Here is a 23,499-nt window from a genome sequence, read left to right on the forward strand (position 1 = left end):
TATAAGTTTTAACGCCTTTTGATCGAATTTATTGGGGGGATGCATGCAGCCTGAGTTTTGGCACAAGAAGTGGGAATCCAATCAGATCGGCTTTCACCTAGCTGAGGTGAACCCGTATCTGCAGCGTCACTGGGCGGTACCGGCAACGGCGCGAGTGCTCGTGCCGTTGTGTGGGAAAAGTCTGGATTTGGCGTGGCTGGCCGGGCGCGGTCATCAGGTGCTCGGGATCGAACTGTCGGAAAAGGCCATCGAGGACTTTTTCAGTGAGCATCAGGTAACGCCGCACGTCAGCGCCAAGGGGCCGTTCAAGGTCTATCGCGCCGATTCCATCGAGTTGTGGTGCGGTGATTTCTTTGCGCTGACAGCCGACGATGTAGCGGATTGCGCGGCGTTGTACGACCGGGCAGCGCTGATTGCCTTGCCGGCTCAGATGCGTGAGCGCTATGCGGCGCATTTGCAGCAGATCCTGCCGCACAGTGTGCAAGGGTTGTTGATTACCCTGGATTACGATCAGGCGCAGATGTCCGGGCCACCGTTTGCGGTGAGCGATGATGAGGTGCAGCGCTTGCTGGGCGAAGTCTGGCAGGTGCAGGTGCTTGAGGAGCAGGATGTGCTGGCGGAGAGTGTCAGGTTCCTGCAGGCGGGGGTAACGCGGTTGGAGGAGCGGGTGTATCGGGTTTCTGGCCGATAGTTTTGTATCGGCATTAACGGCCTCTTCGCGAGCAAGCCCGCTCCCACAGGGAGCGTCGGTGTTATAGCAATCTCGAATACACCAGAAAACACTGTGGGAGGGGGCTTGCTCCCGAAGAGGCCAGAACAGCCGACCCATAATCCCGCACACAAAAAAAGGCCCGCATCGCTGCGGGCCTTTTCGTTACTGCGCCAAACCGATCAACCGCGACGACGCAGCGCGTCGATACGCTCTTCCAGCGGCGGGTGGCTCATGAACATGCGGGCAAAGCCCTGCTTGATGCCACCGTTGATGCCGAAGGCGTTCAGGGTGTCCGGCATGTGCACCGGCAGGCCCTGTTCCGCGCGCAGGCGTTGCAGGGCGCCGATCATCGCGTTGGTACCTGCCAGACGTGCGCCGGCTTCGTCGGCACGGAATTCGCGTTTGCGCGAGAACCACATGACGATGGCGCTGGCGAGGATGCCCAGTACCAGTTCGGCGAAGATCGTTGCCACGTAGTAGGCGATGCCCTGGCCTTCTTCGTTCTTGAAGATCACCTTGTCGACGAAGTTGCCGATGATCCGCGCGAAGAACATCACGAAGGTGTTCACCACGCCCTGGATCAGCGCCAGGGTGACCATGTCACCGTTGGCCACGTGACCGATTTCGTGGGCCAGAACGGCTTTCACTTCATCTGGCGAAAAGCGTTCGAGCAGGCCCTGACTGACCGCGACCAGCGCGTCGTTCTTGTTCCAGCCGGTGGCGAAGGCGTTTGCTTCGTAGGCCGGGAAAATACCGACTTCGGGCATCTTGATCCCGGCTTCGCGGGACAGTTGCTCGACGGTTTGCAGCAGCCATTGCTCATGCCGGGTACGTGGCTGGCTGATGATCTGGGTGCTGGTGCTCATCTTCGCCATCCACTTGGAGATGAACAGCGAGAACAGCGAACCGGCGAAACCAAAGACCGCACAGAAAACCAGCAGCTGACTGAGGTTGAGATCAACCCCGTTGGCCGCCATGAACCCGTTGAAGCCGAACAGGCTCAGGGTGATGCTGGCTATCAGCACGACCGCCAGGTTAGTGGCCAAAAACAGCAGGATGCGCATCATGGTTGTAGAAATCTCCTCAAGCTAAAGATGTAGCGTACTGCGGGGTATATAAGGTGCGGCACCGGGTGATTCAACCGAGTGACTATTTCAAACTGTGTCCTACAGCGAATTCCCGAGTCTGCAGGTCATTGCCCACGGCCTGAACCGAAAGGGATTACAGCCAGCCGCTACCCGCCGCCACTGCGCCAGAGGCGGGTGGGCCATATGAATCGCAAGTGTAGAAGGCGCAGCGAGGCGGGGAGAGCAGAAGTGTTGCTGAATCAGACAGTGCGCAACGTTCGGGCCGTTGCGCACCGTCGACCGGTTACTGGCGGTAGGACTTGAGGAAGTTGCCGATGCGTCCGATGGCCATCTCGAGATCGTCGACGCGGGGCAGGGTCACCACGCGGAAGTGATCCGGCCACGGCCAGTTGAAGGCCGTACCTTGCACCACCAGCAGCTTCTCGGAGAGCAGCAGGTCGAGAACGAATTTCTCGTCGTTGTGGATCGGGCAGACTTTCGGGTCGATCCGCGGGAACGCATACAGCGCGCCCATCGGCTTGACGCAACTGACGCCCGGAATGTCGTTGAGTAATTCCCAGGTACGGTTGCGCTGCTCCAGCAGGCGACCTTGCGGCAGCACCAGGTCATTGATGCTCTGATAGCCGCCGAGGGCGGTCTGGATCGCATGCTGACTCGGCACGTTGGCACACAGGCGCATGTTGGCCAGCATGTCGATGCCTTCGATGTAGCTCTGGGCATTGTGTTTCGGCCCGGAGATGGCGATCCAGCCGGAGCGGAAACCTGCCACGCGGTAGGACTTCGACAGACCGTTGAAGGTCAGGCACAGCAGGTCCGGGGCCAGCGAAGCGGTGCAGATGTGTACGGCGTCGTCGTAGAGGATCTTGTCGTAGATCTCGTCGGAGAACACCACCAGATTGTGCGCGCGGGCGATTTCCAGCATGCCCAGCAACACTTCTTTCGAATACACCGCGCCAGTCGGGTTGTTCGGATTGATGATCACCATGGCCTTGGTGTTCGGGGTGATCTTGGCCTTGATGTCGGCCAGATCAGGGAACCAGTCGGCGCCCTCGTCGCACAGATAATGCACGGCGTTACCGCCGGCCAGGCTCACGGCGGCGGTCCACAGCGGGTAGTCTGGGGCCGGCACCAGCACTTCGTCACCGTTGTTAAGCAGCGCCTGCAACGACATCACGATCAGCTCGGACACGCCGTTGCCCAGGTAGATGTCTTCGATGCCGACACCTTCGACATTCTTCTGCTGGTAGTACTGCATCACCGCCTTACGGGCACTGAACAGGCCTTTGGAGTCGCTGTAGCCTTGGGCGGTCGGCAGGTTGCGGATCACATCCTGAAGAATTTCGTCCGGCGCTTCGAAACCAAATGGCGCCGGGTTGCCGATGTTCAGCTTGAGGATGCGCTGGCCTTCCTCCTCCAGACGTTTGGCGTGCTTGAGCACCGGGCCGCGAATGTCGTAGCAGACGTTGGCGAGCTTGTTCGATTTGCTGAACTGCATGGCGATGTGATCCCGAAAATGAACGATCCAGACGGCGGATGGCCAACCGTACTGGGATTCCTGCGTCTTCGCACAGGCGGAGTCTTGCGCCGTGGCGCCGAGAATCCGTTTGAATGCGCCCGGTCTGGCTGCCAGACTGGCGTGTGACGAGGCGCAATCATACGTGCCACCCGATCCGTGGAAAAGGTACAGATCGGGCTTTTTCAGCCGCTGAGGTGTGATGATGGAAAAGTTGGAAAAAACCCTGGAAGAATGGCGGGCGATGCTCGACCCCGAGCAGTACAACGTGTGCCGTCTCAGTGCGACCGAACGGCCGTTTTCCGGCAAATACAACGACACCAAAACCGACGGTGTCTATCACTGCGTCTGCTGCAATGAGCCGCTGTTCGACTCCAAGACCAAATTCGATTCCGGCTGCGGCTGGCCAAGCTTCTATGCGCCGATCGGCGAAAGCGCCATGACCGAGATCCGCGATACCAGCCACGGCATGATCCGCACCGAGGTCAAATGCGCCCGCTGTGATGCGCATCTGGGCCACGTGTTCCCCGATGGCCCGGCACCGACCGGCCTGCGTTATTGCATCAACTCGGTGTGCCTGGACCTGGTGCCGCGCGAGTGATGCGAGCCTCTGTAGGAGCTGCCGAAGGCTGCGATCTTTTGATTTTTGAAGATCAACAGATCACAGCCTTCGGCAGCTCCTACACGGGTATGTGCAATTAATTAAATTGCACACAATTTAATTGCTCGCTATGTTTGGTCTTTCCCGATAACCCGCGGAGCCGACCCATGAGCGACAACCTGCTGAATATCCCTGTCACCACCATCAAGGGTGAGCAAAAGACCCTGGCCGATTTCGCCGGCAAAGCGGTGTTGGTGGTCAACACCGCCAGCAAATGTGGCTTCACCCCGCAATACAAAGGCCTGGAAGAGCTGTGGCAGACCTACAAGGATCAGGGCCTGGTGGTATTGGGATTCCCGTGCAATCAGTTCGGCAAGCAGGAGCCGGGCAACGAGGGGGCGATCAGCGAGTTCTGTGAGCTGAACTACGGCGTGAGTTTCCCGCTGTTCAAGAAGATCGACGTCAACGGCAGCGACGCGCATCCGCTGTTCGTGCAGTTGAAAAAGCGCGCTCCGGGTTTGCTCGGTTCCCAAGGCATCAAGTGGAACTTCACCAAGTTCCTGATCGGCAAGGATGGTCAGTTGGTCAAGCGTTTCGCCCCGACCACCAAACCGCAGGAGCTGAGCGGCGAGATCGAAGCCCTGCTCAAATGAACAGCCTGCCCGTCGATTCGCTGAAGCTCGACAGTCAGTTGTGCTTCAAGTTGTACGCCGCGTCCCGGGCGGTGATTCGCGCTTACAAGCCGATGCTCGATCAGCTCGGCCTGACCTACCCGCAGTACCTGGCGATGCTGGTGCTCTGGGAATGGCAGGACAGCGCGCCGGAGCAACCGACGGTCAAGGCGTTGGGCGAGCGCCTGGCGCTGGATTCCGGCACCCTGACGCCGTTGCTCAAGCGTCTTGAACAATTGCAGTTGGTGCAACGCCAGCGTTCGGCGCGCGACGAGCGTGAAGTGCATCTGAGCCTGACCGCACAGGGGCAGACGCTGCGCGAGCAGGTCGGGCCGCTCAAGGCCCGCTTGTTGTGCGACAGCGGGGTGGATCTTGATCGGCTCAACGATTTGCGTAATGGCCTCGATCACTTGCTGGGACAGATCAAAGCGCTGACGTAGCCGGCATCCACTGGTCGAGCAGGGCCGCCAGCTCTTCGCGGCGGAACGGCTTGGCCAGGTAATCGCTCATGCCGGCGGCGCGACAGCGCTCGCGTTCCTCGGACATGGCGTTGGCGGTGAGCGCGACGATTGGCAAATTCGGCCAGCGCCCGCTCTGGCGGATCTGCCGGCTCGCTTCGTAGCCGTCCATCACCGGCATGTTGCAGTCCATCAGCACCAGATCGAACTCATCGTGCTCCAGTTGATCCAGCGCCTCGGCACCGTGGGCGGCGACCACCACGTCGCAACCGAGCTTGCCGAGCATGCCTTTGGCCACCAGTTGGTTGACCGGATTGTCCTCCACCAGCAGCACCCGTCCACGGCGCTGGACGGGCAGGCTCTCGAGGCGCGCATCGTTGATTGTGGCGATGTCGGGCAGCAGGATGCGCCGCAGGATCTGATACAGCGCGTTGCGTGCCAGCGGTCGGGCTTGTTGCTGCAATGGCGCCAGCGCGGCGGCTTCTTCGCCGGGCATGAAACTGCCGTAAGCAGTTACGACGAGGATCGGTGCGCTGATGGTCGGGCGCAGACTGAACAGACATTCCGGGCAATCGGTGATCAGCAGATCGGGTGACAGGCCCAGCAACGGGTCATCCATGGTGCGCTGCTCATAGCTCACGCCCCACACCGGCAATAATGTCTTGAGCAGTTCCGCCAGCCCGCTGCTGGCGGCCGTGATCGCCAGTACCTTGCCGTGCAGAGGCGGCGGCATGACCGCCCGGGTGTGACACGGCAGTGGCAGATCGGCACAGAACTGACTGCCGAAACCGGCCTCGGAACTGATGGTCAGCCGGCCTTGCATGGCCTCGCACAGGTTGTAGGTCAACGCCAGACCGAGACCGGTGCCGCCGTACTGCCGGGTGATGCCGGCACCGGCCTGGGTGAACGGCTGGAAAATTTTCACCTGGGCATCCTGAGCGATGCCGATGCCGGTATCGCAGACTTCGATGCGCACCCCGTCCTTGTGGGCGGACAGGCGCACATCGACCCGGCCGAAGCGGGTGAACTTCAGGGCATTGGACAGCAGGTTGCTGACGATCTGCCGTACCCGGGTCGGATCCCCCAGCACCAGCGCGGGGAAGTGCGGGTCGATCAGGCAGGTCAGCTCGACGCTCGGCGCGGCGTTCTGCGACAGCAGGTTGGCGGTGTCTTCGATCAGTGAGCCGAGATCGAACGGGATGTGTTCCAGCTCCAGTTGCCCCGCATCGAATTTGGACAGGTCGAGAATGTCGTTGAGCAGCTCCACCAGCACCTTGCCCGAGTCATGGGCAATCGAGAGCTGTTGCTGCTGCTCGGCATTCAGCGGCCCGTCGAGGGACAGGGCGATCATCCCCAGCAGGCCGTTGAGCGGGGTGCGGATCTCGTGGCTCATGTTGGCGAGAAATGCCGAGCGCGCTTCGGCCATGTCCAGTGCGGTGCTGCGGGCGACTTCCAGTTCTTCGTTGGACTGGCTGAGCCGGGTATTGATGGCCTTGAGCTCGGCGGTGCGGGCCGAGACGATGTGCTCCAGTTGCCCGAGGTAATCGGTGAGGCGGTTTTCCGCGTTGCGGCGTTGCTGGATTTCCGTGGCGATATTGTCGAACTGCTGGTTGGCGACTTTGACCAGTACGCCGATCTCGTCGTTGGCGTGGCCGGCCGGACATTCCAGGGTCGTCGGCTCTGCACTGCGTGCGTCACGCGCGCTGAGTTCCCGGATCAGGCGCACCAGTGGCTTGGTCAGCATCACGTAGAACAGCGCCAACAGGATCCCGGTGAGAATCAGGCTGCGGGCAAAGCCGTTGAGCAGGGTGACTTCGGCGCGGCGCAGAAACCGGCTGCCGAACGCATAGGTATCGACCTCCAGGCTCAGCGTGCCCAGTGATTCTTCGGGCAGGTGGTCGAGGTACAGACGGTCTTCGAACTGGCGCTTGGCACCGAACAGGAAGTCGCTGATCACCCGATAACCGCTTTTCAGCTCCGGGCGCCTGACGTTGGCCAGGACGTTGCCGTTGTTGTCGGTCAATTGCGCCGAGATGATCGCCGGCGAGCGCAACAGGCCCAGGGTCAGCTCCTGCGCCAGTTCCGCATCGATGTTGTAGGCGATTCGTGACGCCGGATTGTGGCTGATTTCCAGCAAAGACAGGATTTCACGGTTGATGGAGGCGTCTTCGCTGGCATAATCGATGCCGATTTGCAGCAGGCTGAGCAGCGTGCCCAGAACGAACCCGACCAGCACCGTGAATCTGGCTTGCTTGTATGACAGCCGGTGGGTGAATTTGATATCCATGGGGTGTTGAACCACTTCCGTTTCCCTTCGCTGCTCAAGCATAGTCGATCATGTATGGATACCGAGGTTCCCGAAGCGCCTTGTAACAAGGCTTGAACGGGGATTGCGATCTGTCTGTCGTCGCTGGATCGACATCATCACTGTGAACGTGCCCGAGGAGAAGACGTGGATTCCCGATTGAATGCTTTTCTTGAACGCTCCGAGTCGGTTCTGGCGCGGATCGAACCCTTGCTGCCGGCGCCGCGTCCGCTGATTGACTGGGAAACCTGCCTGGCCGCGCGCTGGCAGCGTGACGGGCGCAGCGGCTATTTGCTGCCGCTGGAAGTCAGCCTCGACATGCGCCTGTCCGATCTGATCGGTGTCGACCGTCAGTTGGAGCAGCTGGGCCGCAACACGCAACAGTTTCTCGACGGCATGCCGGCCAACCATGCGCTGCTCTGGGGCTCGCGCGGCACCGGCAAATCCTCGCTGGTGCGCGCGTTGCTGGCCGAACACGCCAAGGCCGGCCTGCGTTTGATCGAGATCGAACGCGACCATCTGGCCGACCTGCCACGCGTGGTCGAGCAGATCGGCAAACTGCCGCAACGCTTCGTGCTGTTCTGCGATGACCTGTCGTTCGAATCCGGCGAAGGCGATTACCGCGTGCTGAAAAGTGTGCTCGACGGTTCGCTCGAACAGGCTCCGGACAACGTTTTGCTGTACGCCACGTCCAACCGCCGCCATCTGGTGCCGGAAAAGGAAAGCGACAACGAAAACTGGAAGCGCGTCGATGGCGAGCTGCATCCAAGTGAAGCGGTGGAAGACAAGATCGCCTTGTCCGACCGTTTCGGCCTGTGGCTGTCGTTTTATCCGTTTACCCAGGAACACTTCCTCAACGTCGTCGAACACTGGATCGGCCAGTTGGCGGCCAAGGCCGGCTTGAGCTGGCAACGCGATGAAGAGCTGGAGATCCTCGCCGTGCGCTGGGCAACCGGGCGCGGCAATCGCAACGGACGTTGCGCGTACCAATTCGCCCGTTACTGGGTGGGACTGAAATTGCTGGAGCACAAGGCATGATTGATTTGCAACAAAGCGGCCAGGGCCTCGAAGGCTATGGCATGTTGGCCGCACAACTGGAATCGCTGCTGGCGGACGAGCGCGATTTCATCGCCAACGCCGCGCAGTTTTCGGCGTTCCTGTTCAACCAGCTCGACGATTTGAACTGGGCCGGTTTCTACCTCAATCGCAACGAAGAACTGGTGCTTGGCCCGTTCCAGGGCCAGATCGCCTGCGTGCGCATTCCGTTCGGCCGCGGTGTGTGCGGTGCGGCAGCGGCCAGTCGGCAGACCCAGCGGGTTGAAGACGTGCATGCCTTTCCCGGGCACATCGCTTGCGACAGCGCCTCGAACAGCGAGCTGGTGGTGCCACTGGTCAAGGACGGTCGGTTGATCGGCGTGCTCGATCTCGACAGCCCGAAACTCGCGCGTTTCGGCACCGACGATCAGGCCGGCATTGAACAACTGGCGGCGATCTTCCTGCGTCTGACCGACTGCTGATCAGGCACTCAGGCCAGCCTTGCGCAACAGGCTGGCCGGATCCACCGCATCGATCTGGCGCGGATCGAGAAACCGCGCGGCGTACTGCATGTACACGCCGTCGTTGATGAATAGCGCAAACAGCTCGGGGTCGATGTGCGCCTCGCGGGACATGGTGGCCATGATTCCCAGGGCTTCGCTCAAGGATTTGGCCTTCTTGTACGGCCGATCCGCCGCTGTCAGCGCCTCGAAAATATCGGCAATCGCCATCATCCTCGCCGGCAGGCTCATGTCTTCGCGCTTCAGGCGTTTGGGATAGCCGCTGCCGTCCATTTTTTCGTGATGCCCACCGGCGATTTCCGCGACGCTGTCCAGGTGCCCGGGGAAGGGCAGGTGGCTGAGCATCAGGATCGTCTGCACCATGTGGTGATTGATGATGTAACGCTCCTCGCGGGTCAGCGTGCCCCGGGCAATGCTCAGGTTGTACAGTTCGCCGCGATTGTATTTGTAACGCGGCACATCCAGTTTGAACCCCCACGGATTGTCTTCCGGAATCAATTCGCTGTCGGCGCGTTCGATCAGATGTTCGGGCTTGTCCGCCAGCAGTGGCTCGCTGACCGGCAGATTCGCCGCCGGCGTTTGCGCCTGACGGCGGTTTTCCTCCCATGACACCCCCAGGCGATCATCGAGGGTGCGCGTCCAGCGACGCTCGGCAATGCGCTCAAGGCGCTGCAGATCGGCGGGCGCCATGGCCTCTCCGCCCAGATTGCAGCGGGCGACAAAGGCAAAGTCGTCATCCAGTTGCGTCAGTGTGGCGTCACGCAGTTCGCTCAATTGCGCCGCATTGCCGCCCAGCGCCAGTGCCTGCCAGTAACTGATCCAGGCATCGCGCTTGAGCACTTCGAAACGGGTGCGGATTTCGTGGATGCGATCATTGAGGGTTTCCAGTTTGGTTGCCTTGTCGACGACATATTCCGGCGTCGTGACCTTGCCGCAATCGTGCAGCCAGGCCGCAATGTGCAGGGCTTCCCATTCGTCTTCGCTGGGCTGGTAGCTCTGGAACGCCGGCGCCTGACTGGCGGCCGCGGCCTGCGCGAGCATCAGGGTCAGTTCCGGCACGCGCTGGCAGTGGCCACCGGTGTAGGGGCTCTTGGCGTCGATGGCGCCGGCCAGCAACTGGATGAACGCGTCGAGCAATTGCTTCTGCTTTGCTTGCAGGCGCTGACTTTCGATACTCACCGCCGCCGCACCGGACACGGCTTGCAGGAAGGCGATGCGGTCCGGGCGCAGCTTTTCCAGATCCTGAGCGCTGCCGCTGTCGTTGATCAGCAGAATCAACAGGCCGATGGTTTCGTTGTGCCGATTGCGCAAGCGGATGCCGATCAGGTGGATGCGCGGTGACTGCATGGCCAACAGGACTTTCTGCAAGTCACCGGCCTGCTCGAAGCCAAGGCTGCTGACCACATTGTCAGCGTTGATCAGTTGCTGAAACCACGCTGGCCCTTGATCGGCCAGAAGATCCCGGCCCAGCACAGCGAACTCGCCCGGCTCGTGCGAGGCGCCATCAATGACCAGTCCGTAAGGCTCCATCCGGTTGCCATCGCTTTCGCGCAGATAGATCAAGCCAGCCTGGGCCTGGGCGATCTGCACCGTTTCGAACAGCACTCGTTGCAGCAGCGGGGCGAAGCGGGTTTCGGCGCAGAGGCTGTCGGTGATGCGGAAGAAACTGGCGAGCGTGTCCTTCATGCGCGCCATCGACAGGCTCAACTGGTCAACCTCCAGCACCGGCGAGCGACGGGTGACCGGAAAGTTGAAATCGAAACTGCGGATCGCGTCGGCTTCCTTGACCAGCGCATGCAGTGGTTTGACCAGAATCCGCGAGATCAGCCAGCCCAGCGGCAGGCACAGCAACAGCGTCGCCAGGGTGATCAACGCGCCTTGCCAGCGCATGCGGTAGGCATCGGCGAGCAATTCGTCCTCCGGCACCAGCAGGGCCATCTGCAAACCTTTCGGCCCGCCTTCCTGCAGGGTGCTGCGGGCGACGATCCAGTGGCGCCCATCAACATCGAGCCGTTTGTCCTTGTGCTGCGTGGTCAGCAACGCGTGCAGATTCGGGCTGAGGTCGGCCGCTTTGGCCAGGCGCGCGCTGCTGCCGTCGACGATCAGCCGGCTGCTGTCCGGATAGGCCACCGCATTGCCATCGGCATCGAACAGCACGATTTCGGTCGAGGGGGTGACCACATGCTTGGTCAAGGTGGCCGAGAGTGCCTCCAAAGTCAGATCGGCACCGATCACGCTGGTTGCGCTGCTGCGTCGGGCCAGGGTGGTGCCCACATTGTGCGTGGAGAAAAATACATAGGGTTCGGTGGTGATCTGGTCGCCCTGTTGCAGGGCGTTGGTGTACCAGGCGCGAGTGCGCGGGTCGTAGCGGTCGTCGGGGTTGTCCTGACGCCCGATGGGGCTCAGCGCCTGGTCGAAAAACAGTGACTGCGACGAAGCAGCGCCGCTGGCATCGTGTTCGATGCTCCAGACCTGATAGGCCGCTGTTGGTGGCGCCTTGAGCAAGGTTTTCAGCGCGCTGGTGCGCAAGGGCCGAACCATGAAGAAGTCGCCGTTGCCGTAGCCCAGATACAGCGAGGCGAGATCGGTGTTGTCCTTGAGCGCTTGACTGAACGGCTTGAGCAGCGCCAGACGCTGTTGCAGGTTCGGCGCCCCGGCCGCCTGATTGTGGGCCAGCAGGCTCAGCAGATGCCGGATCGGTTCGTAAGTCGAATGCAGATCCAGGCGCACGTCCTGTTCGATGCGATTGAACAGGTTTTCGCTGCTCGACAGAATGATCCGGGTAGTCTGGCGATAGTTGAACAACCCCAGCACAACGCCCGTCAGCAACAGCAGAAAGGTGAACATGACGCTGATGTGCACGTGCAACGGGAACCGGCGTTGATCCGGGCGCAGTGGGCTGGGCATTGCTGACTCTCCATTGAAGTAAACACACTGCTCAGCGTCCAAGCATAGTTAAGGCTCGGTCATTGTGCTTTCTTCGAACGGTTCCAGTTGTTGCCGCAACGCCTGTTCCAGTTCGATCATGGCTGCGTCGGTGGCCTCGACGCAGCGCACGATGGTCGCTGCGGGCGTTGTCTGCATGCAGGCCTGTTCGAGCGCATCGCAACAGGCGATCAGGCGCGAGGCTTGGGCGATCCGGGCCGCGCCCTTGATCTTGTGGGCGACCAGCGCCACTGCCTGCCGATCATTGCAGGGGGCCAGGGCTAACAATTCCTCGCGATCGAGACGGCTGCTCTTGAGCAATTGCGTGAGCAGACGCCGGACTTGCAGCGGGTTGCCGCCAGTCAACTGACTCAACCCGTCAAGATTGAACGCCGGCTCAAGCACTGCGGGCTGCAAACCATTGATCCAGTGGCTCAGTGCGCTGAGGCTCAACGGTTTGAACAGACAGTCATTCATGCCGGCCTGTTTGCAGCGCTGTACTTCTTCAGGCTGCGCGTTGGCCGTGAAACCCAGCACGGTACACGGAGGGCGGCCAGTGCGTTGTTCCTGCTGGCGGATTGCCTCGGTCAGTTCGTAGCCGTTCATCAACGGCATGTTGCAGTCAGCGATAACCAGGTCGAATGCACCGGTCTGCCATTTCTCGAATCCACTCCGACCCTCTTCGGCGAGGGTAAAACGGTGCCCGAGGAACTCCAGTTGCTGGCACATCAGCAGGCGATTGGCCGGATGATCGTCGACCACCAGAATGTTCAGTGGTGCAGAGGTTTGCAGCACAGGCTGGGTTTTTGCCGTGGTCACCAGGCACGGCAGCGTTTGCAGCGGCAGCGACAGGCAGACCTGGGTGCCGATCCCCGGCTGGCTGCTCAACTGCAGCTGCCCACCCATCATTTCACACAGGTTGCGGCAGATCACCAGGCCCAGGCCTGCGCCGCTGCGAGCTTGCTGCCGGCCACTGTCGGTCTGGGCGAACGGCTCGAACAGGCGTTGCTGATCTTCGATGCTGATGCCGACCCCGGTGTCCTGGATCGTCAACTGAACGAGCGAGCGTTGGCCCGGCCCGTTGGGCAGCACATCCAGATTGATCCGCACCTGCCCGGACTCAGTGAATTTGATGGCATTGCTGATCAGGTTCGACAGGATCTGCTTGAAGCGCAACGGATCCAGTTCCACGTCGACCTGCAGCCCGGGCGGATTGATGATCAGCGGCAGGAGGAGGTTTTTCTGGCGGGCGAGGCCGTCGAAAATCCTGACCACCGATGCCACTGTTTCGACCAGATTGACCCGTTCGGGGCTCAGGCTCAGGTGCCCGGACTCGATCCGCGCGATATCGAGAATGTCGCCGATCAGGCCCAGCAGGTCCTTGGCCGAGCAGTACGCGGTTTCGATGGAGGAGCGATCCGGAGCCTGATCGGTCATGCGTTCGAGCGTCAGTTCGAGCATGCCGATGATGGCATTCATCGGCGTGCGGATTTCGTGGCTCATGGTGGCCAGAAAGGTACTTTTGGCGCGGTTGGCGTTGTCCGCCTGCTCCTTGGCCCTGCGCAGTTCATCGAACAACTGGCGACGTTCACTGATGTCGATCCAGCCGCCGATGATCCCTTGCACATCGCCGCTGGAGTCGCGGTACGGCAGGATCCAGTGGTAGATCGTCAAACGCCGGCCACCGATGTGCAGCGGTCGATCGAGCAGCAGAGGCGTGCCTTCGGCCACCACCCGCTGGTAATCCGCCTGGTATGCCTGGGCTTCGAAGGCGTTGCTCAGGGTGCCCTGCATGACACTTTTGCCGATCACGTCTTCGCGTTTGGCGTTGAAGGCCTCGAGGTAGCTGTCATTGCAGCTTTGCAGCAGACCCTGGCGGTCGCGCACGTAGATCGGGTGGGGGGTGCCGTTGACCAGTGAGCGCATGAATTCGAACTGATCGTTGAGTGCCCGTTCGGCGGCCTGGCGTTGCTTGATCTGGCGACGCATGTAGGCGTTCCACAACAGCGACAGCAACAGCAGCAGGCAGGCCGCGCCGATCAATTGGTAAAACAGGCGTTTGTAGTGATGCCAGTTGCTTTGTGCCGCATTGGAGAAACCGCGCCAGCGGCTGTTGATGACTCCCAGTTCCTCCGGTGTGATGCTCAGCAGCGCCTTGTCGATGATCGACCCCAACTCGGCATTGTCACGGGCGCTGGCCAGCGAAAAGGCCGCCTGACGTGTGCCCAGGGTGGTGGTGATCTGCAGCTGATGTTCGAAGATCCGCGACGAAATCAGATAATTGGCAATCACCAGCGAGGCGACGGCGCCATCGGCCTTGCCTTCGGCGAGCAAGGTTGCGGCACCGAAAGTGTCGGAGGTTTCGATCAGGTGGATGTTGGGGAATTCGCGGCGCAGGTAATCGGCCATCGGACTGCCTTGGGCAATCGCCAGGTATCGGTCCTTGAGCTGGGTGGGATGTGTCGGGCTGTCAGCGGATTTGCGCGTCAGCAGGACGAAGGAGTTTTCCAGATAGGGACGGCTGAATTGCAGGGTCTTTTCCCGTTGGGGACTGGGTAGCAACGCGGCGATCAGATCCGCCCGATGCTGATTGATCTGCTCGATCATTTCACCGTCACTGCGGCTGCGGACCAGTTCGAAGCGCAGGCCGGTGCGCAGGCGCAGCAGTTCGAGCAGGTCGGCGGTGATGCCTCGCAGGTTGCCGTCGCTGTCGAAGAATGTCAGCGGCGCGAACGCCTCGTTGACGACGACGCGCAGCACCGGGTGCTGTTTGAGCCACTGTTCTTCATGGTGGGTCAATTGCAGCTTCTGGTCGGTCAGCAGAATGTCGCTGCCGGCGCTCCAGCGCTTGGCGATGTTGTCCCGTTCGCTGGCCGGTATGGCTTGCAGCACGGTGTTGATGATCGCCAACAACTGTCGGTTGTCGGCGTGAACGGCAAAGCTGAAACCGTGGGCTTCCTGTTTGCCGAAATTGGCCATGCGAATGTTGTTCAGATAGCCCTTGTTGATCATGTAGTGGGTGGAAATGGTGTCGCCCAGAAACACGTCAGCCTGATCGAAAGCTACCGCGTTGATTGCGTTTTGATAGGAGGGATAGGACGTCAGGATGGCTTTGGGATACTGCGCCTTGACCTCATCCTGGGGCAGATAGTGATAGACCATACTCAGCCGCAGACCGGCCAGGCCTTCAGTCAGTGAGCGGGTCTCGCCTTCGCGGGTAACCAGGACCGGCTGATCGATGGCGTAAGGCGTTGAAAGCAGGATGTTCGCGTTACTGGCCTCGAAACCGTTGGCCGTCCCGAGCATGTCGACCTGACCTGCAATCAACGCGTGCAAGGCGGCTTCCCGCGAGGCAAAGCGCTTGACCCGGATTGGCAACCCGACAGCCTGTTCGAGCAGACCGGCGTAGTCGGCAGTGAACCCTTCGTAATCACGACCGCTGGCGGTCATGTCAAACGGCGGATAGTCCGGTGCGGAAGTGCCCAGTACCAGTTCGCCGCGAGCCTCAAGCCATTGCCGTTGTGCGGGTTCAAGGGACACGGACGGCGCTTCGTGGCCCGAGCGGCTGCGCAGCACATAATCTTGCTCGGTGACGGAGCTGGCATACACCTGAGTCGTCAGGCACAGGCTGACGCAACATATGGCGAGATAGATCTTTAAACGACTGGGCATTCAGGCTCTCACACTAGCGCGTTGCGTTTGGCCATCTCGATCAGTTCCACCAGAGATCTGGCCTTGAGTTTTTGCATCAGGCGTTTCTTGTAGGTACTGACTGTCTTGTTACTGAGAAACATGCCCTTGGCTATTTCCTTGTTGGTGCGTCCCTGGGCGAATAATTGCAAGACCATCAGCTCGCGGTCATTGACGGATTTGAATAACTCCAGCTCGGCAAAACGTACGTCATCGATGCGTACCGGATTCAATGCCTGGCTTGGGAAATAGTTGTAACCGGAAAGTACCGCCTTGATCGCACTGACCAGTTCACTCAAGTCTTCCTCTTTGCAGACATAACCGGATGCGCCGGACTGCATGCAGCGAATGCCGAACAGCGTCGGGCATTGCGCCGTCAATACCAGGGTCTTGAGCGGAGTACCCATGGCGTTGAAACGGGCGAGAACTTCCAGGCCGTCGAGTTTGGGTATGCTGATATCGAGGATGATCAGGTCGGGCATGCATTCGCGGACCATCTGCATGGCATCGACCCCGTTATCGGTTTCGCCGACGACCTTGTAACCTTCATGCTCGAGCAGCATTCGAACGGCAAGCCGGATGACGGGGTGATCATCGACAATAAAAACGGAGTTCATAATCAAATCCCATACGTGCGCGAATAAAGGGCGCACCTTAGCTCAGATAAATGAGCTGCCGCATGAACTCCCGTGGCTGTTGCGGCAATATAGGATTAGTCCTACGCACTAAAAGGAAACTGACTACGATCAAACTCTGTGTCGCGTAAGGAAGTGTTGAGCTGTTTTGTTTATCTGAATGTTTTAAGTTGCTTGTAGAGCCTTGAATAAACAAGCTCTTGTTTGCGCAGTTGGTTGTTAAACGGATTTACCTTTCAGTCGATCCATTCGCCTTAGACCAAAGAACCGGTTCAATCGGGCATCGCTCAACCGGGCAGTTGCCGACCCGGTTGAGCAACGTTTGCTGTCAGTGGCTGGAACGTCCGGTCATTTCCAGCGCCATGTCACTGGCGTAGCTGTCGGTCATCCCGGCGATAAAGTCGATCATGCGCAGAAACGAGGTGTGCAACGGGCCATGGGGATCCGGCGCGTTGTTGCCCAGCAGGTCGAGGATACGGCGGCTCTTGAACGATGGCGTGCGACCGCCATGTTGCTCCAGCGCTGCGCCGCAGAATGCGTTGAGGAGGATTTCCAGCGTGGTATAGGCGCCGATTTCATGCAGCGTCTTGCGCTTGTCCTGGAAGATCTTCTTGCGGGCGATGTCCTTGGCGTTCAGTACGCAGCGTTTGGCCGGGCCGTGCATGTGTTCCACCAGGTCGCCGTGCAGGGTGCCGGCCAGCAGCGCATCCTGTTGCTCGACGAATGCCCGGGCAGCGGCATTGGTCAGGTGCTCGATAGCCTTGCCGCGCAGGATCGCCAGTTTGCGTCGACGCGAATCCTGCGGGCCGAGCTGGCGATAGGTTTCCGGGAGATCGTCTCCCACCAGACCGAGCAGCAGCGATTCGACTTCCGCGTACTCCAGCAACTCCATTTCCAGGCCGTCTTCGAGGTCGATCAGCGCATAGCAGATGTCGTCGGCGGCCTCCATCAGGTACACCAATGGGTGGCGCGCCCAGCGCTGGTCTTCCAGTTGCGGCAGGCCGAGCTTGTGGGCGATCTGCTCCAGCAGCGGCAGTTCACTCTGATAGCAGCCGAACTTGTGTTTCTTGTAGCCCAGCGAGTCGGCGTGGCGCGCGGTCCACGGATACTTCAGATAGGTGCCGAGGGTCGCGTAAGTGAGGCGGGTGCCGCCGTCGAACTGGTGATACTCAAGCTGAGTCAGCACGCGGAAACCTTGCGCATTGCCCTCGAAATTGAGGAAGTCAGCGCGCTCGGCTTCGCTCATTGCGTCGAGCCAGCCACGCCCGGCTGCTTGCTGGAACCAGTGACGAATCGCGTCTTCACCGGAATGCCCGAACGGTGGGTTGCCGATGTCATGGGCCAGGCAGGCCGACTGCACGACCATGCCCAGATCGCTCGGGTCGCACCAGTCGGGCAGGGCGCTGCGCAAGGTTTCCCCGACGCGCATGCCCAGCGAGCGCCCGACGCAGCTGACTTCCAGCGAGTGGGTCAGACGGGTGTGGATGTGGTCGTTACTCGATACCGGATGCACCTGGGTCTTGCGCCCCAGACGGCGGAAGGCGCCGGAGAAGATGATGCGGTCATGGTCTTTGTGGAACGGGCTGCGGCCCAGCTCTTGCGGGCTGTGCAGCGGTTTTCCAAGGCGTTCGCGGTTGAGCAGGGTCTGCCAATCCAAGGCTGGTTCTCTCCGTCGGTGACTGGGATGACTGTTGCCCTAGCTTCCCGGTTCAGGCCCGCACCTGCAAGCGGAACTACAGGCCTGCGGCATCGATATCGATCAACAGCAGGCGCTCGCCGTTATCGAAGAACTGCCCGGCGGTCAGGCAATACTGGTTGCTGGTGGCATCGCGATAGGTGCTGGACAGGGTCAGGCGCCGCTCCTCCCAGCCTTCGGCGAGCAAATGATAGAAGTACGGACGCCATGACCAGTTGTGGCCCAGATAGCGGTTATCGGCGACCCAGCCGTTGTTGCGCCATTCGAGGTTGGGCGTGAGTTGGGTGCCGTGACGGTCGCATTGGTAGAACCGCAGCAACCACGGAAAGGCTTCGAGTTGCGGCAGCGCACTCAGCGGCGCGTGGGCCTGAGCCCAACTCTGGAGGATCGCCATCAGTTCGCCGAGTTGCTGGCGCATCTGCATCAGGCGCCCGCGTTCGGCCAGTTTCTGCCGCACGTAACGCTGGCGCAATTCGGCGAAGCGCTGCACGAAGGCGTCGGTCGGATAAAACGCCTCCTGCGCCCGGGCGAACAGGAAACCCTGAACGTAGCGCGAACCGCATTCCAGGGCGAAATTGAGCTGGGCCTCGGTTTCCACGCCTTCGGCGATGATCCAGCAGCCGGTCTTCTCGGCCATTTGCGCCAGTGCCTTGACCACGTCACTGCTCGGCCCGCCCAGTGCGGCAGCCTGAAACAGGCGCATGTCGAGTTTGAGAATGTCCGGCTGCAACGCCAGCACCCGATCGAGCTGCGAGTAACCGGCGCCGAAGTCATCGATAGCGATGCGTGCACCGGCCTCGCGATAGCGCGCGACCACTTCGGCCAGGCGCTGACCATTGCCGCCCAGTTCAGTGATCTCGAATACTATGCGTTGCGGATCGACGCCGTGGCGCAGCATCTGCTTGAGGCTGGGCAGCGGTTGATCGGCGCGCAGGCGACTGATCCAGCGCGGCGACATGTTCAGGCTGAGAAACCACTCGGCGGGTGCTTCATGCAGTCGACTCAGGGCGTTCTCTCGAATCTGTCGGTCGAGGCGGCGCAGGGCGATGGCGAGTGTGCGTGGGTCGGCGAACAACGGCCCGACCGAGGCCAGTTGGCCGTCAGGCTGGCGCAGGCGACCCAGTGCTTCGACGCCTGCAATACGCCCGGTGGCGGTATCGATGAAAGGTTGAAAGCAGGCGAGCGGTTGCCCGTCGATCACGGGGCCTCCTTAGTCGTTCTTGTTCTGGATGAACCCGCCGACCGGGTAGGCACGCGGGATTGAACCTCGTGTTGCAGAGGTTCAATCCCGCGGATGTTGCAAGAATGCAGCCAGATGCGCCGGCTTAGCGTTTGCCCGAACTCTGCATGACCAGTTTGATCAGTGGCCCGAGGCTGGTCCCCAGACGTATCAGCCGGGTCAGCCCGCCGACGCCACCGCTTTTCGCGCCTTTGCCGGTGATGAAGCCCAGCAGGGTGACGGCGGCCACGCCCCAAAGCGGCGCGTGCTTGATGCCGAAGCCGCCTTGCAGGCTTTGCGTCATGCCGCGCATGCGCTGCAAGGGTTGCAGCACTTGCCCGGCTTCGTGGCGGATTTCCTGGCGATGCATTTCCATGCGCAGGCGGATCAACGCCTTGCGCATTTCCCGGCGCGAGCTGTTGTGTGGCAGTTCAGGCAGGCTCATGGCAGCAGGCGCTCCCGATCATTGGCCAATTCTTCCAGCGTACCGTGGAAGGGCGAGGATTCATCGAAGACTGCTGCCTTGAGACGTAAACCGCAAAAAGCGGCGGCCAGGGTGTAGAACACGCAAAGGCCGATGATCGCTGCCAGACGATAGGTATCCCAGAACACGATCAGCACCAGCGTCGACAGACCAACCAGCAACAGCAGGGCAAACACCAGTGCCAGGCCTGCGAACAGCAACAGGCTGACGGTGCGTGCTTTCTGCTCCTGCAATTCGATGCCGAACAGTTCGACATGGCTGTGCAGCAAGCCGAGAACAGCGGCGCCCAGACGCCGCGTGGAAGAGGAGGTGCCCGACCCCAGGCCGGATTCGCCGATCGACATGATCAGCGCCGAGTGGCCAGCAGGCCAATCAGAAAGCCCACGCCGGCGGCGATGCCCACCGACTGCCAAGGGTTGGCCGATACGTAATCTTCGGTGGCGGTGACCGCCGCCTGGCCACGATCACGCAGCGTGTCTTCGGTCAGTTTCAGGGTTTCCCGAGCGCGCAGCAGGCTGTCATGGATCTGTTCGCGCAGCTCATCGGCCTGATCGCCCGCCAGAGTCGCGGTGTGCTCGAGCAACCGTTCGGTGTCGGCGACCAGAGTCTGGAAGTCGTTCATCAGGATTTCTTGAGCAGTCTTTGCCTTGATGCTGGCCATGGGTGGATCTCCGTAAGTGACGTCTGAAGCGTTCGAGTATGAGCCTTGCGCGAAGGTTCAGTACAAATGACTGGTACAGCTTTTGCTATGTCGTGGTGCGTCCTGCTGCCCTCGTGCGCTGTTGGCGGGCGTACATGCAGCAAAACCTTACCTCAAATAATCCTGGTTCGTGTCAGGACATCGACCTTGTGCGCCAAAGCGGTTCATCGCAGCTTCACTGCGCAGGCCGTCAGGTCGCAACTTGGTGCATGAATTGTTCGCGCGAACCGCTTTGGTGCCTTTTTAGCCTTCAGGTCTGCCTCTTTATGGAAAATCTGCAAAGCGCTGTGGACACGCTGGTTCACAGCTCCAACACGTTGTTCATTCTGATCGGTGCGGTGATGGTGCTGGCGATGCACGCCGGTTTCGCTTTCCTCGAAGTCGGCACGGTGCGCCAGAAAAACCAGGTCAACGCACTGTCGAAGATCCTCAGCGACTTTGCCGTTTCGACGCTGGCCTATTTCTTTATAGGCTATTGGATCTCCTATGGGGTGACCTTCATGCAACCGGCTGCGGTGCTGAGTGCCGATCACGGTTACGGTCTGGTGAAGTTTTTCTTCCTGCTGACGTTTGCTGCGGCGATTCCGGCGATCATCTCCGGCGGCATTGCCGAGCGCGCGCGCTTCGTTCCGCAGTTGTGTGCGACGGCGCTGATCGTGGCGTTCATCTACCCGTTTTTCGAGGGCATGATCTGGAACGGCAACTTCGGTCTGCAGGCCTGGCTGACGGCACGTTTTGGTGCGGCATTCCATGATTTCGCCGGTTCCGTGGTGGTGCACGCCATGGGCGGCTGGCTGGCACTGGCGGCGGTTTTGCTGCTCGGCCCGCGTAACGGCCGTTATCGCGAAGGGCGGCTGGTGGCGTTCGCGCCGTCGAGCATTCCGTTTCTGGCGCTGGGCTCGTGGATTCTGATTGTCGGCTGGTTCGGCTTCAACGTGATGAGCGCGCAAACCTTGCAGGGCGTCAGCGGTCTGGTGGCGGTCAACTCGCTGATGGCCATGGTCGGCGGCACGGTGGCGGCATTGATTGTCGGACGTAACGACCCGGGCTTCCTGCACAACGGCCCGCTGGCCGGGCTGGTGGCGATCTGCGCCGGTTCCGACCTGATGCACCCGGTGGGTGCTCTGGTGACTGGCGCGATTGCCGGTGCACTGTTTGTCTGGTGCTTTACCGCCGCGCAGGTCAAGTGGCGCATCGATGATGTGCTCGGTGTGTGGCCGTTGCACGGTTTGTGCGGGGTGTGGGGCGGGATCGCTTGCGGCATCTTCGGCCAGACTGCGCTCGGCGGTCTTGGGGGTGTCAGCGTGATCAGTCAGTTGATCGGCACTGCGCTGGGTGTAGTGGTCGCGCTGATCGGCGGATTCATCGTCTACGGCGTGATCAAGGCCTTGCACGGCCTGCGCCTGAGTCAGGAACAAGAGTATTACGGCGCCGATCTGTCGCTGCACAAGATCGGCGCGGTGAGTCAGGATTAGGTTTCCTCATCGTCGGCGCCGCGGTACAAACCGTGCAGCAGACGATAACGGTCACTGCGCACCTGATCGACTCGCTCTTGTACCTGACGTGCTGGCAGACCGAGCATGATCAAGGCGTGAGAGCCGAGCATCAGGCTTGATTCCAATAGCTCCGGCACCACTTCGGTGGCGCCGGCGGCCTTGAGTTCCGTCAGTTGGCTATCGTCGCGGGTGCGCACCAGAATCGGCACCTGATCATTGTGGCGGCGTGCCTCCTCAAGGATTCGCAGGGTAACCTCGCTTTGATCCACTGCGATCACCACCAGCCGCGCGCGCAGCAATCCGACGGCAATCAGCAGGTCGGCGCGAGACGAGTCGCCGTAATGCACATTGCTTTCGCTGACGGAGGCTTCCTGGATTCGCACCGGGTCGTTGTCCAGTGCGATGTAAGGTTGATTGGCATTGCGCATGAAACGGCCGATGGACTGGCCAACCCGCCCGTAGCCGCAAATCACCACATGCTGGTCGAGGTCGGCGTTGAGTGCACTGATCTCCTCGAGCTGCGCCTCCTGATTCGGCTTGCGATGCAGGCGCAGGGCAATTTTCGGTGCCCCGCGCAGCAACAGCGGGGTCAGCAACATCGAGCAGAACGTCGCCGCCAGCAGCAGACCGCCCAGCTCGTCAGGCAGCATGCGGTTTTGCTGCATCTGCGCCATCAACGCAAAGCAGAATTCCCCGCCTTGCGCCAGGGCCAGGCCGCTGCGCCAGGCAGTTTCGTGATCGCTGCCGCGCCACTTCACCAAAAGCGCGACGATTGTGCCTTTGATCAGCATCAGGCCGAGGGTCAGGCCGAGAATCAACAGGCTGTGGCTGACGAACAATTGCAGATCGATCAGCATGCCGATGCTGACGAAAAACACCCCGAGCAGGATGTCGCGAAACGGCCGGATATCGGCTTCGATCTGATGGCGATAGTGGCTCTCGCCCAGCAGCATGCCGGCCAGAAAAGCGCCGAGGGCAGGGGACAGGCCCAGCAGGTGCGTCAGCCAGGCGGTCAGCAGCACAATCACCAGCGCCAGCAGGACGAACAATTCCGCCGAGCGCGAGGCCGCCACTTCATGAAACAACCGTGGCAACAACCAGCGGCTGGCCAGCAGCAGACCGAAAAACAGCACCACGGTCTTCACCAGCGTCAGCGGCAGCGCCCAGTACCAGGCCTGTTCGCTGCTGCCGGCGAACACCGGCACCAGGGTCAGCAACAACACCGCGACCACATCCTGAAACAGCAGAACCCCGACAGCGTTCTGCCCGTGACTGCTGAACACTTCGCCCAGGCTGCTCAACTCCTTGGTGACAATCGCCGTCGATGACAATGACAGCCCTGCGCCAAGCAGCAGGGCCGGGGTCACCGGCATGCCCAGCAGGATCAGCACCAATCCCAGTAACGCCGTACTGAGCAACACCTGCTGACTGCCCAGGCGAAACACCACCTGGCGCAGCGCGATCATTTTCGACAGGGAAAACTCCAGGCCCAGCGAAAACAGCAGAAACACTACGCCCAGTTCGGCCACGTCCGGCAGGTGCTCGCTCTCGTTGATCCAGTCGAATGCAGTTGGTCCTACCAACAAGCCTACGCACAGGTAGCCCAGCACCGGCGGCAAGCGCAGACGGCGAAACAGGGCAATCATCACCAGGGATGAGGCGAGGATGATCAGCAGGTTGGCAAACACAAGACGCTCCGATATCAGGTTCAGGCCTCTCAAGCGTAGAGGCAAAAAGCGCGGGAGCATGG

19 protein-coding genes are annotated in these 23,499 nt (G+C 60.8%); 7 read left to right on the forward strand and 12 right to left on the reverse strand.

Annotated elements, in window-relative coordinates; all coding sequences use genetic code 11:
• Positions 1 to 43 precede the first annotated feature (43 nt).
• Complete coding sequence (locus CKW11_RS09570) at positions 44 to 691, forward strand: thiopurine S-methyltransferase (RefSeq protein WP_095137310.1); 648 nt, start codon at positions 44 to 46, stop codon at positions 689 to 691.
• A 200-nt stretch (positions 692 to 891) separates the two neighbouring features.
• Here the strand turns inward: CKW11_RS09570 and htpX are convergent, their stop codons facing one another.
• Together htpX and CKW11_RS09580 are read right to left on the reverse strand one after the other, a co-directional pair.
• Positions 892 to 1,779 (reverse strand): protease HtpX, encoded by an 888-nt coding sequence (htpX, locus tag CKW11_RS09575; RefSeq protein ID WP_007964827.1) that lies wholly within the window; start codon positions 1,777 to 1,779, stop codon positions 892 to 894.
• Between the two features lie 304 nt (positions 1,780 to 2,083).
• Positions 2,084 to 3,295 (reverse strand): pyridoxal phosphate-dependent aminotransferase, encoded by a 1,212-nt coding sequence (locus tag CKW11_RS09580; protein WP_003226761.1) that lies wholly within the window; start codon positions 3,293 to 3,295, stop codon positions 2,084 to 2,086.
• Positions 3,296 to 3,518: 223 nt separating this feature from the next.
• On the opposite strand from CKW11_RS09580, the gene msrB reads away from it, so the two are divergent.
• The 3 genes from msrB (at position 3,519) to CKW11_RS09595 (ending at position 5,025) form a co-directional block, all read left to right on the forward strand.
• The gene (msrB, locus tag CKW11_RS09585) at positions 3,519 to 3,914 is read left to right on the forward strand and encodes a peptide-methionine (R)-S-oxide reductase MsrB (protein WP_095137396.1); all 396 of its coding nucleotides are present in this window, start codon (positions 3,519 to 3,521) and stop codon (positions 3,912 to 3,914) included.
• A 167-nt stretch (positions 3,915 to 4,081) separates the two neighbouring features.
• Positions 4,082 to 4,567, forward strand: coding sequence for a glutathione peroxidase (locus CKW11_RS09590; RefSeq protein WP_095137311.1), 486 nt, complete (start codon positions 4,082 to 4,084; stop codon positions 4,565 to 4,567).
• A complete protein-coding gene (locus tag CKW11_RS09595; protein ID WP_095137312.1) occupies positions 4,564 to 5,025 on the forward strand; it encodes a MarR family winged helix-turn-helix transcriptional regulator in 462 nt (153 codons plus the stop codon). Before CKW11_RS09590 ends, CKW11_RS09595 begins: the two co-directional genes overlap by 4 nt.
• Here the strand turns inward: CKW11_RS09595 and CKW11_RS09600 are convergent.
• On the reverse strand, positions 5,009 to 7,330 hold the full coding sequence (locus CKW11_RS09600; protein WP_095137313.1) for a response regulator: 2,322 nt from the start codon (positions 7,328 to 7,330) through the stop codon (positions 5,009 to 5,011). The genes CKW11_RS09595 and CKW11_RS09600 overlap by 17 nt on opposite strands.
• Positions 7,331 to 7,495: 165 nt before the next feature.
• Between CKW11_RS09600 and CKW11_RS09605 the strand changes: the two genes are divergently transcribed.
• Both CKW11_RS09605 and CKW11_RS09610 read left to right on the forward strand, forming a co-directional pair.
• The gene (locus tag CKW11_RS09605) at positions 7,496 to 8,386 is read left to right on the forward strand and encodes an ATP-binding protein (RefSeq protein WP_095137314.1); all 891 of its coding nucleotides are present in this window, start codon (positions 7,496 to 7,498) and stop codon (positions 8,384 to 8,386) included.
• Positions 8,383 to 8,865, forward strand: coding sequence for a GAF domain-containing protein (locus CKW11_RS09610; RefSeq protein ID WP_007969095.1), 483 nt, complete (start codon positions 8,383 to 8,385; stop codon positions 8,863 to 8,865). Before CKW11_RS09605 ends, CKW11_RS09610 begins: the two co-directional genes overlap by 4 nt.
• Here the strand turns inward: CKW11_RS09610 and CKW11_RS09615 are convergent, their stop codons facing one another.
• The 8 genes from CKW11_RS09615 to CKW11_RS09650 form a co-directional block, all read right to left on the reverse strand.
• Positions 8,866 to 11,811 carry an HD domain-containing phosphohydrolase gene (locus CKW11_RS09615; protein ID WP_095137315.1) on the reverse strand — a complete coding sequence of 982 codons (2,946 nt, stop codon included), beginning with the start codon at positions 11,809 to 11,811 and terminating at the stop codon, positions 8,866 to 8,868. It abuts the gene before it with no gap.
• 48 nt (positions 11,812 to 11,859) lie between these two features.
• Positions 11,860 to 15,501 (reverse strand): transporter substrate-binding domain-containing protein, encoded by a 3,642-nt coding sequence (locus CKW11_RS09620; RefSeq protein ID WP_095137316.1) that lies wholly within the window; start codon positions 15,499 to 15,501, stop codon positions 11,860 to 11,862.
• 8 nt (positions 15,502 to 15,509) lie between these two features.
• A complete protein-coding gene (locus tag CKW11_RS09625) occupies positions 15,510 to 16,136 on the reverse strand; it encodes a response regulator transcription factor (protein ID WP_095137317.1) in 627 nt (208 codons plus the stop codon).
• A 346-nt stretch (positions 16,137 to 16,482) separates the two neighbouring features.
• Complete coding sequence (locus CKW11_RS09630) at positions 16,483 to 17,811, reverse strand: deoxyguanosinetriphosphate triphosphohydrolase (RefSeq protein ID WP_095137318.1); 1,329 nt, start codon at positions 17,809 to 17,811, stop codon at positions 16,483 to 16,485.
• Between the two features lie 76 nt (positions 17,812 to 17,887).
• Entirely contained in the window at positions 17,888 to 19,051 is a 1,164-nt protein-coding gene (locus CKW11_RS09635) for an EAL domain-containing protein (protein ID WP_095137319.1), read from the reverse strand.
• 124 nt (positions 19,052 to 19,175) lie between these two features.
• Positions 19,176 to 19,514 carry a hypothetical protein gene (locus CKW11_RS09640; RefSeq protein ID WP_047599863.1) on the reverse strand — a complete coding sequence of 113 codons (339 nt, stop codon included), beginning with the start codon at positions 19,512 to 19,514 and terminating at the stop codon, positions 19,176 to 19,178.
• Positions 19,511 to 19,897 (reverse strand): phage holin family protein, encoded by a 387-nt coding sequence (locus CKW11_RS09645; protein ID WP_041069617.1) that lies wholly within the window; start codon positions 19,895 to 19,897, stop codon positions 19,511 to 19,513. Before CKW11_RS09645 ends, CKW11_RS09640 begins: the two co-directional genes overlap by 4 nt.
• A 2-nt stretch (positions 19,898 to 19,899) precedes the next feature.
• The gene (locus CKW11_RS09650) at positions 19,900 to 20,214 is read right to left on the reverse strand and encodes a YqjD family protein (RefSeq protein ID WP_025113166.1); all 315 of its coding nucleotides are present in this window, start codon (positions 20,212 to 20,214) and stop codon (positions 19,900 to 19,902) included.
• Positions 20,215 to 20,519: 305 nt separating this feature from the next.
• Here CKW11_RS09650 and CKW11_RS09655 point away from each other — a divergent pair, with 305 nt between their 5' ends.
• Positions 20,520 to 21,728 carry an ammonium transporter gene (locus tag CKW11_RS09655; RefSeq protein ID WP_095137320.1) on the forward strand — a complete coding sequence of 403 codons (1,209 nt, stop codon included), beginning with the start codon at positions 20,520 to 20,522 and terminating at the stop codon, positions 21,726 to 21,728.
• On the opposite strand, the gene CKW11_RS09660 is transcribed toward CKW11_RS09655, so the two are convergent.
• Positions 21,725 to 23,437 (reverse strand): monovalent cation:proton antiporter-2 (CPA2) family protein, encoded by a 1,713-nt coding sequence (locus tag CKW11_RS09660; protein ID WP_095137321.1) that lies wholly within the window; start codon positions 23,435 to 23,437, stop codon positions 21,725 to 21,727. The two genes, CKW11_RS09655 and CKW11_RS09660, sit on opposite strands and share 4 nt — an antisense overlap.
• Positions 23,438 to 23,499: the final 62 nt, after the last annotated feature.

Source organism: Pseudomonas sp. Irchel s3a10 (genome assembly GCF_900187525.1).
Lineage (GTDB): Bacteria > Pseudomonadota > Gammaproteobacteria > Pseudomonadales > Pseudomonadaceae > Aquipseudomonas > Aquipseudomonas koreensis_G.

Coding starts and splice junctions, on each gene's coding strand:
- msrB (WP_095137396.1), top strand. CDS start 3,519: ATGGAAAAGTTGGAAAAAACCCTGGAAGAATGGCGGGCGATGCTCGAC.
- htpX (WP_007964827.1), bottom strand. CDS start 1,779: ATGATGCGCATCCTGCTGTTTTTGGCCACTAACCTGGCGGTCGTGCTG.
- CKW11_RS09650 (WP_025113166.1), bottom strand. CDS start 20,214: ATGGCCAGCATCAAGGCAAAGACTGCTCAAGAAATCCTGATGAACGAC.
- CKW11_RS09600 (WP_095137313.1), bottom strand. CDS start 7,330: ATGGATATCAAATTCACCCACCGGCTGTCATACAAGCAAGCCAGATTC.
- CKW11_RS09620 (WP_095137316.1), bottom strand. CDS start 15,501: ATGCCCAGTCGTTTAAAGATCTATCTCGCCATATGTTGCGTCAGCCTG.
- CKW11_RS09640 (WP_047599863.1), bottom strand. CDS start 19,514: ATGAGCCTGCCTGAACTGCCACACAACAGCTCGCGCCGGGAAATGCGC.
- CKW11_RS09570 (WP_095137310.1), top strand. CDS start 44: ATGCAGCCTGAGTTTTGGCACAAGAAGTGGGAATCCAATCAGATCGGC.
- CKW11_RS09595 (WP_095137312.1), top strand. CDS start 4,564: ATGAACAGCCTGCCCGTCGATTCGCTGAAGCTCGACAGTCAGTTGTGC.
- CKW11_RS09655 (WP_095137320.1), top strand. CDS start 20,520: ATGGAAAATCTGCAAAGCGCTGTGGACACGCTGGTTCACAGCTCCAAC.
- CKW11_RS09615 (WP_095137315.1), bottom strand. CDS start 11,811: ATGCCCAGCCCACTGCGCCCGGATCAACGCCGGTTCCCGTTGCACGTG.
- CKW11_RS09580 (WP_003226761.1), bottom strand. CDS start 3,295: ATGCAGTTCAGCAAATCGAACAAGCTCGCCAACGTCTGCTACGACATT.
- CKW11_RS09610 (WP_007969095.1), top strand. CDS start 8,383: ATGATTGATTTGCAACAAAGCGGCCAGGGCCTCGAAGGCTATGGCATG.
- CKW11_RS09590 (WP_095137311.1), top strand. CDS start 4,082: ATGAGCGACAACCTGCTGAATATCCCTGTCACCACCATCAAGGGTGAG.
- CKW11_RS09625 (WP_095137317.1), bottom strand. CDS start 16,136: ATGAACTCCGTTTTTATTGTCGATGATCACCCCGTCATCCGGCTTGCC.
- CKW11_RS09645 (WP_041069617.1), bottom strand. CDS start 19,897: ATGTCGATCGGCGAATCCGGCCTGGGGTCGGGCACCTCCTCTTCCACG.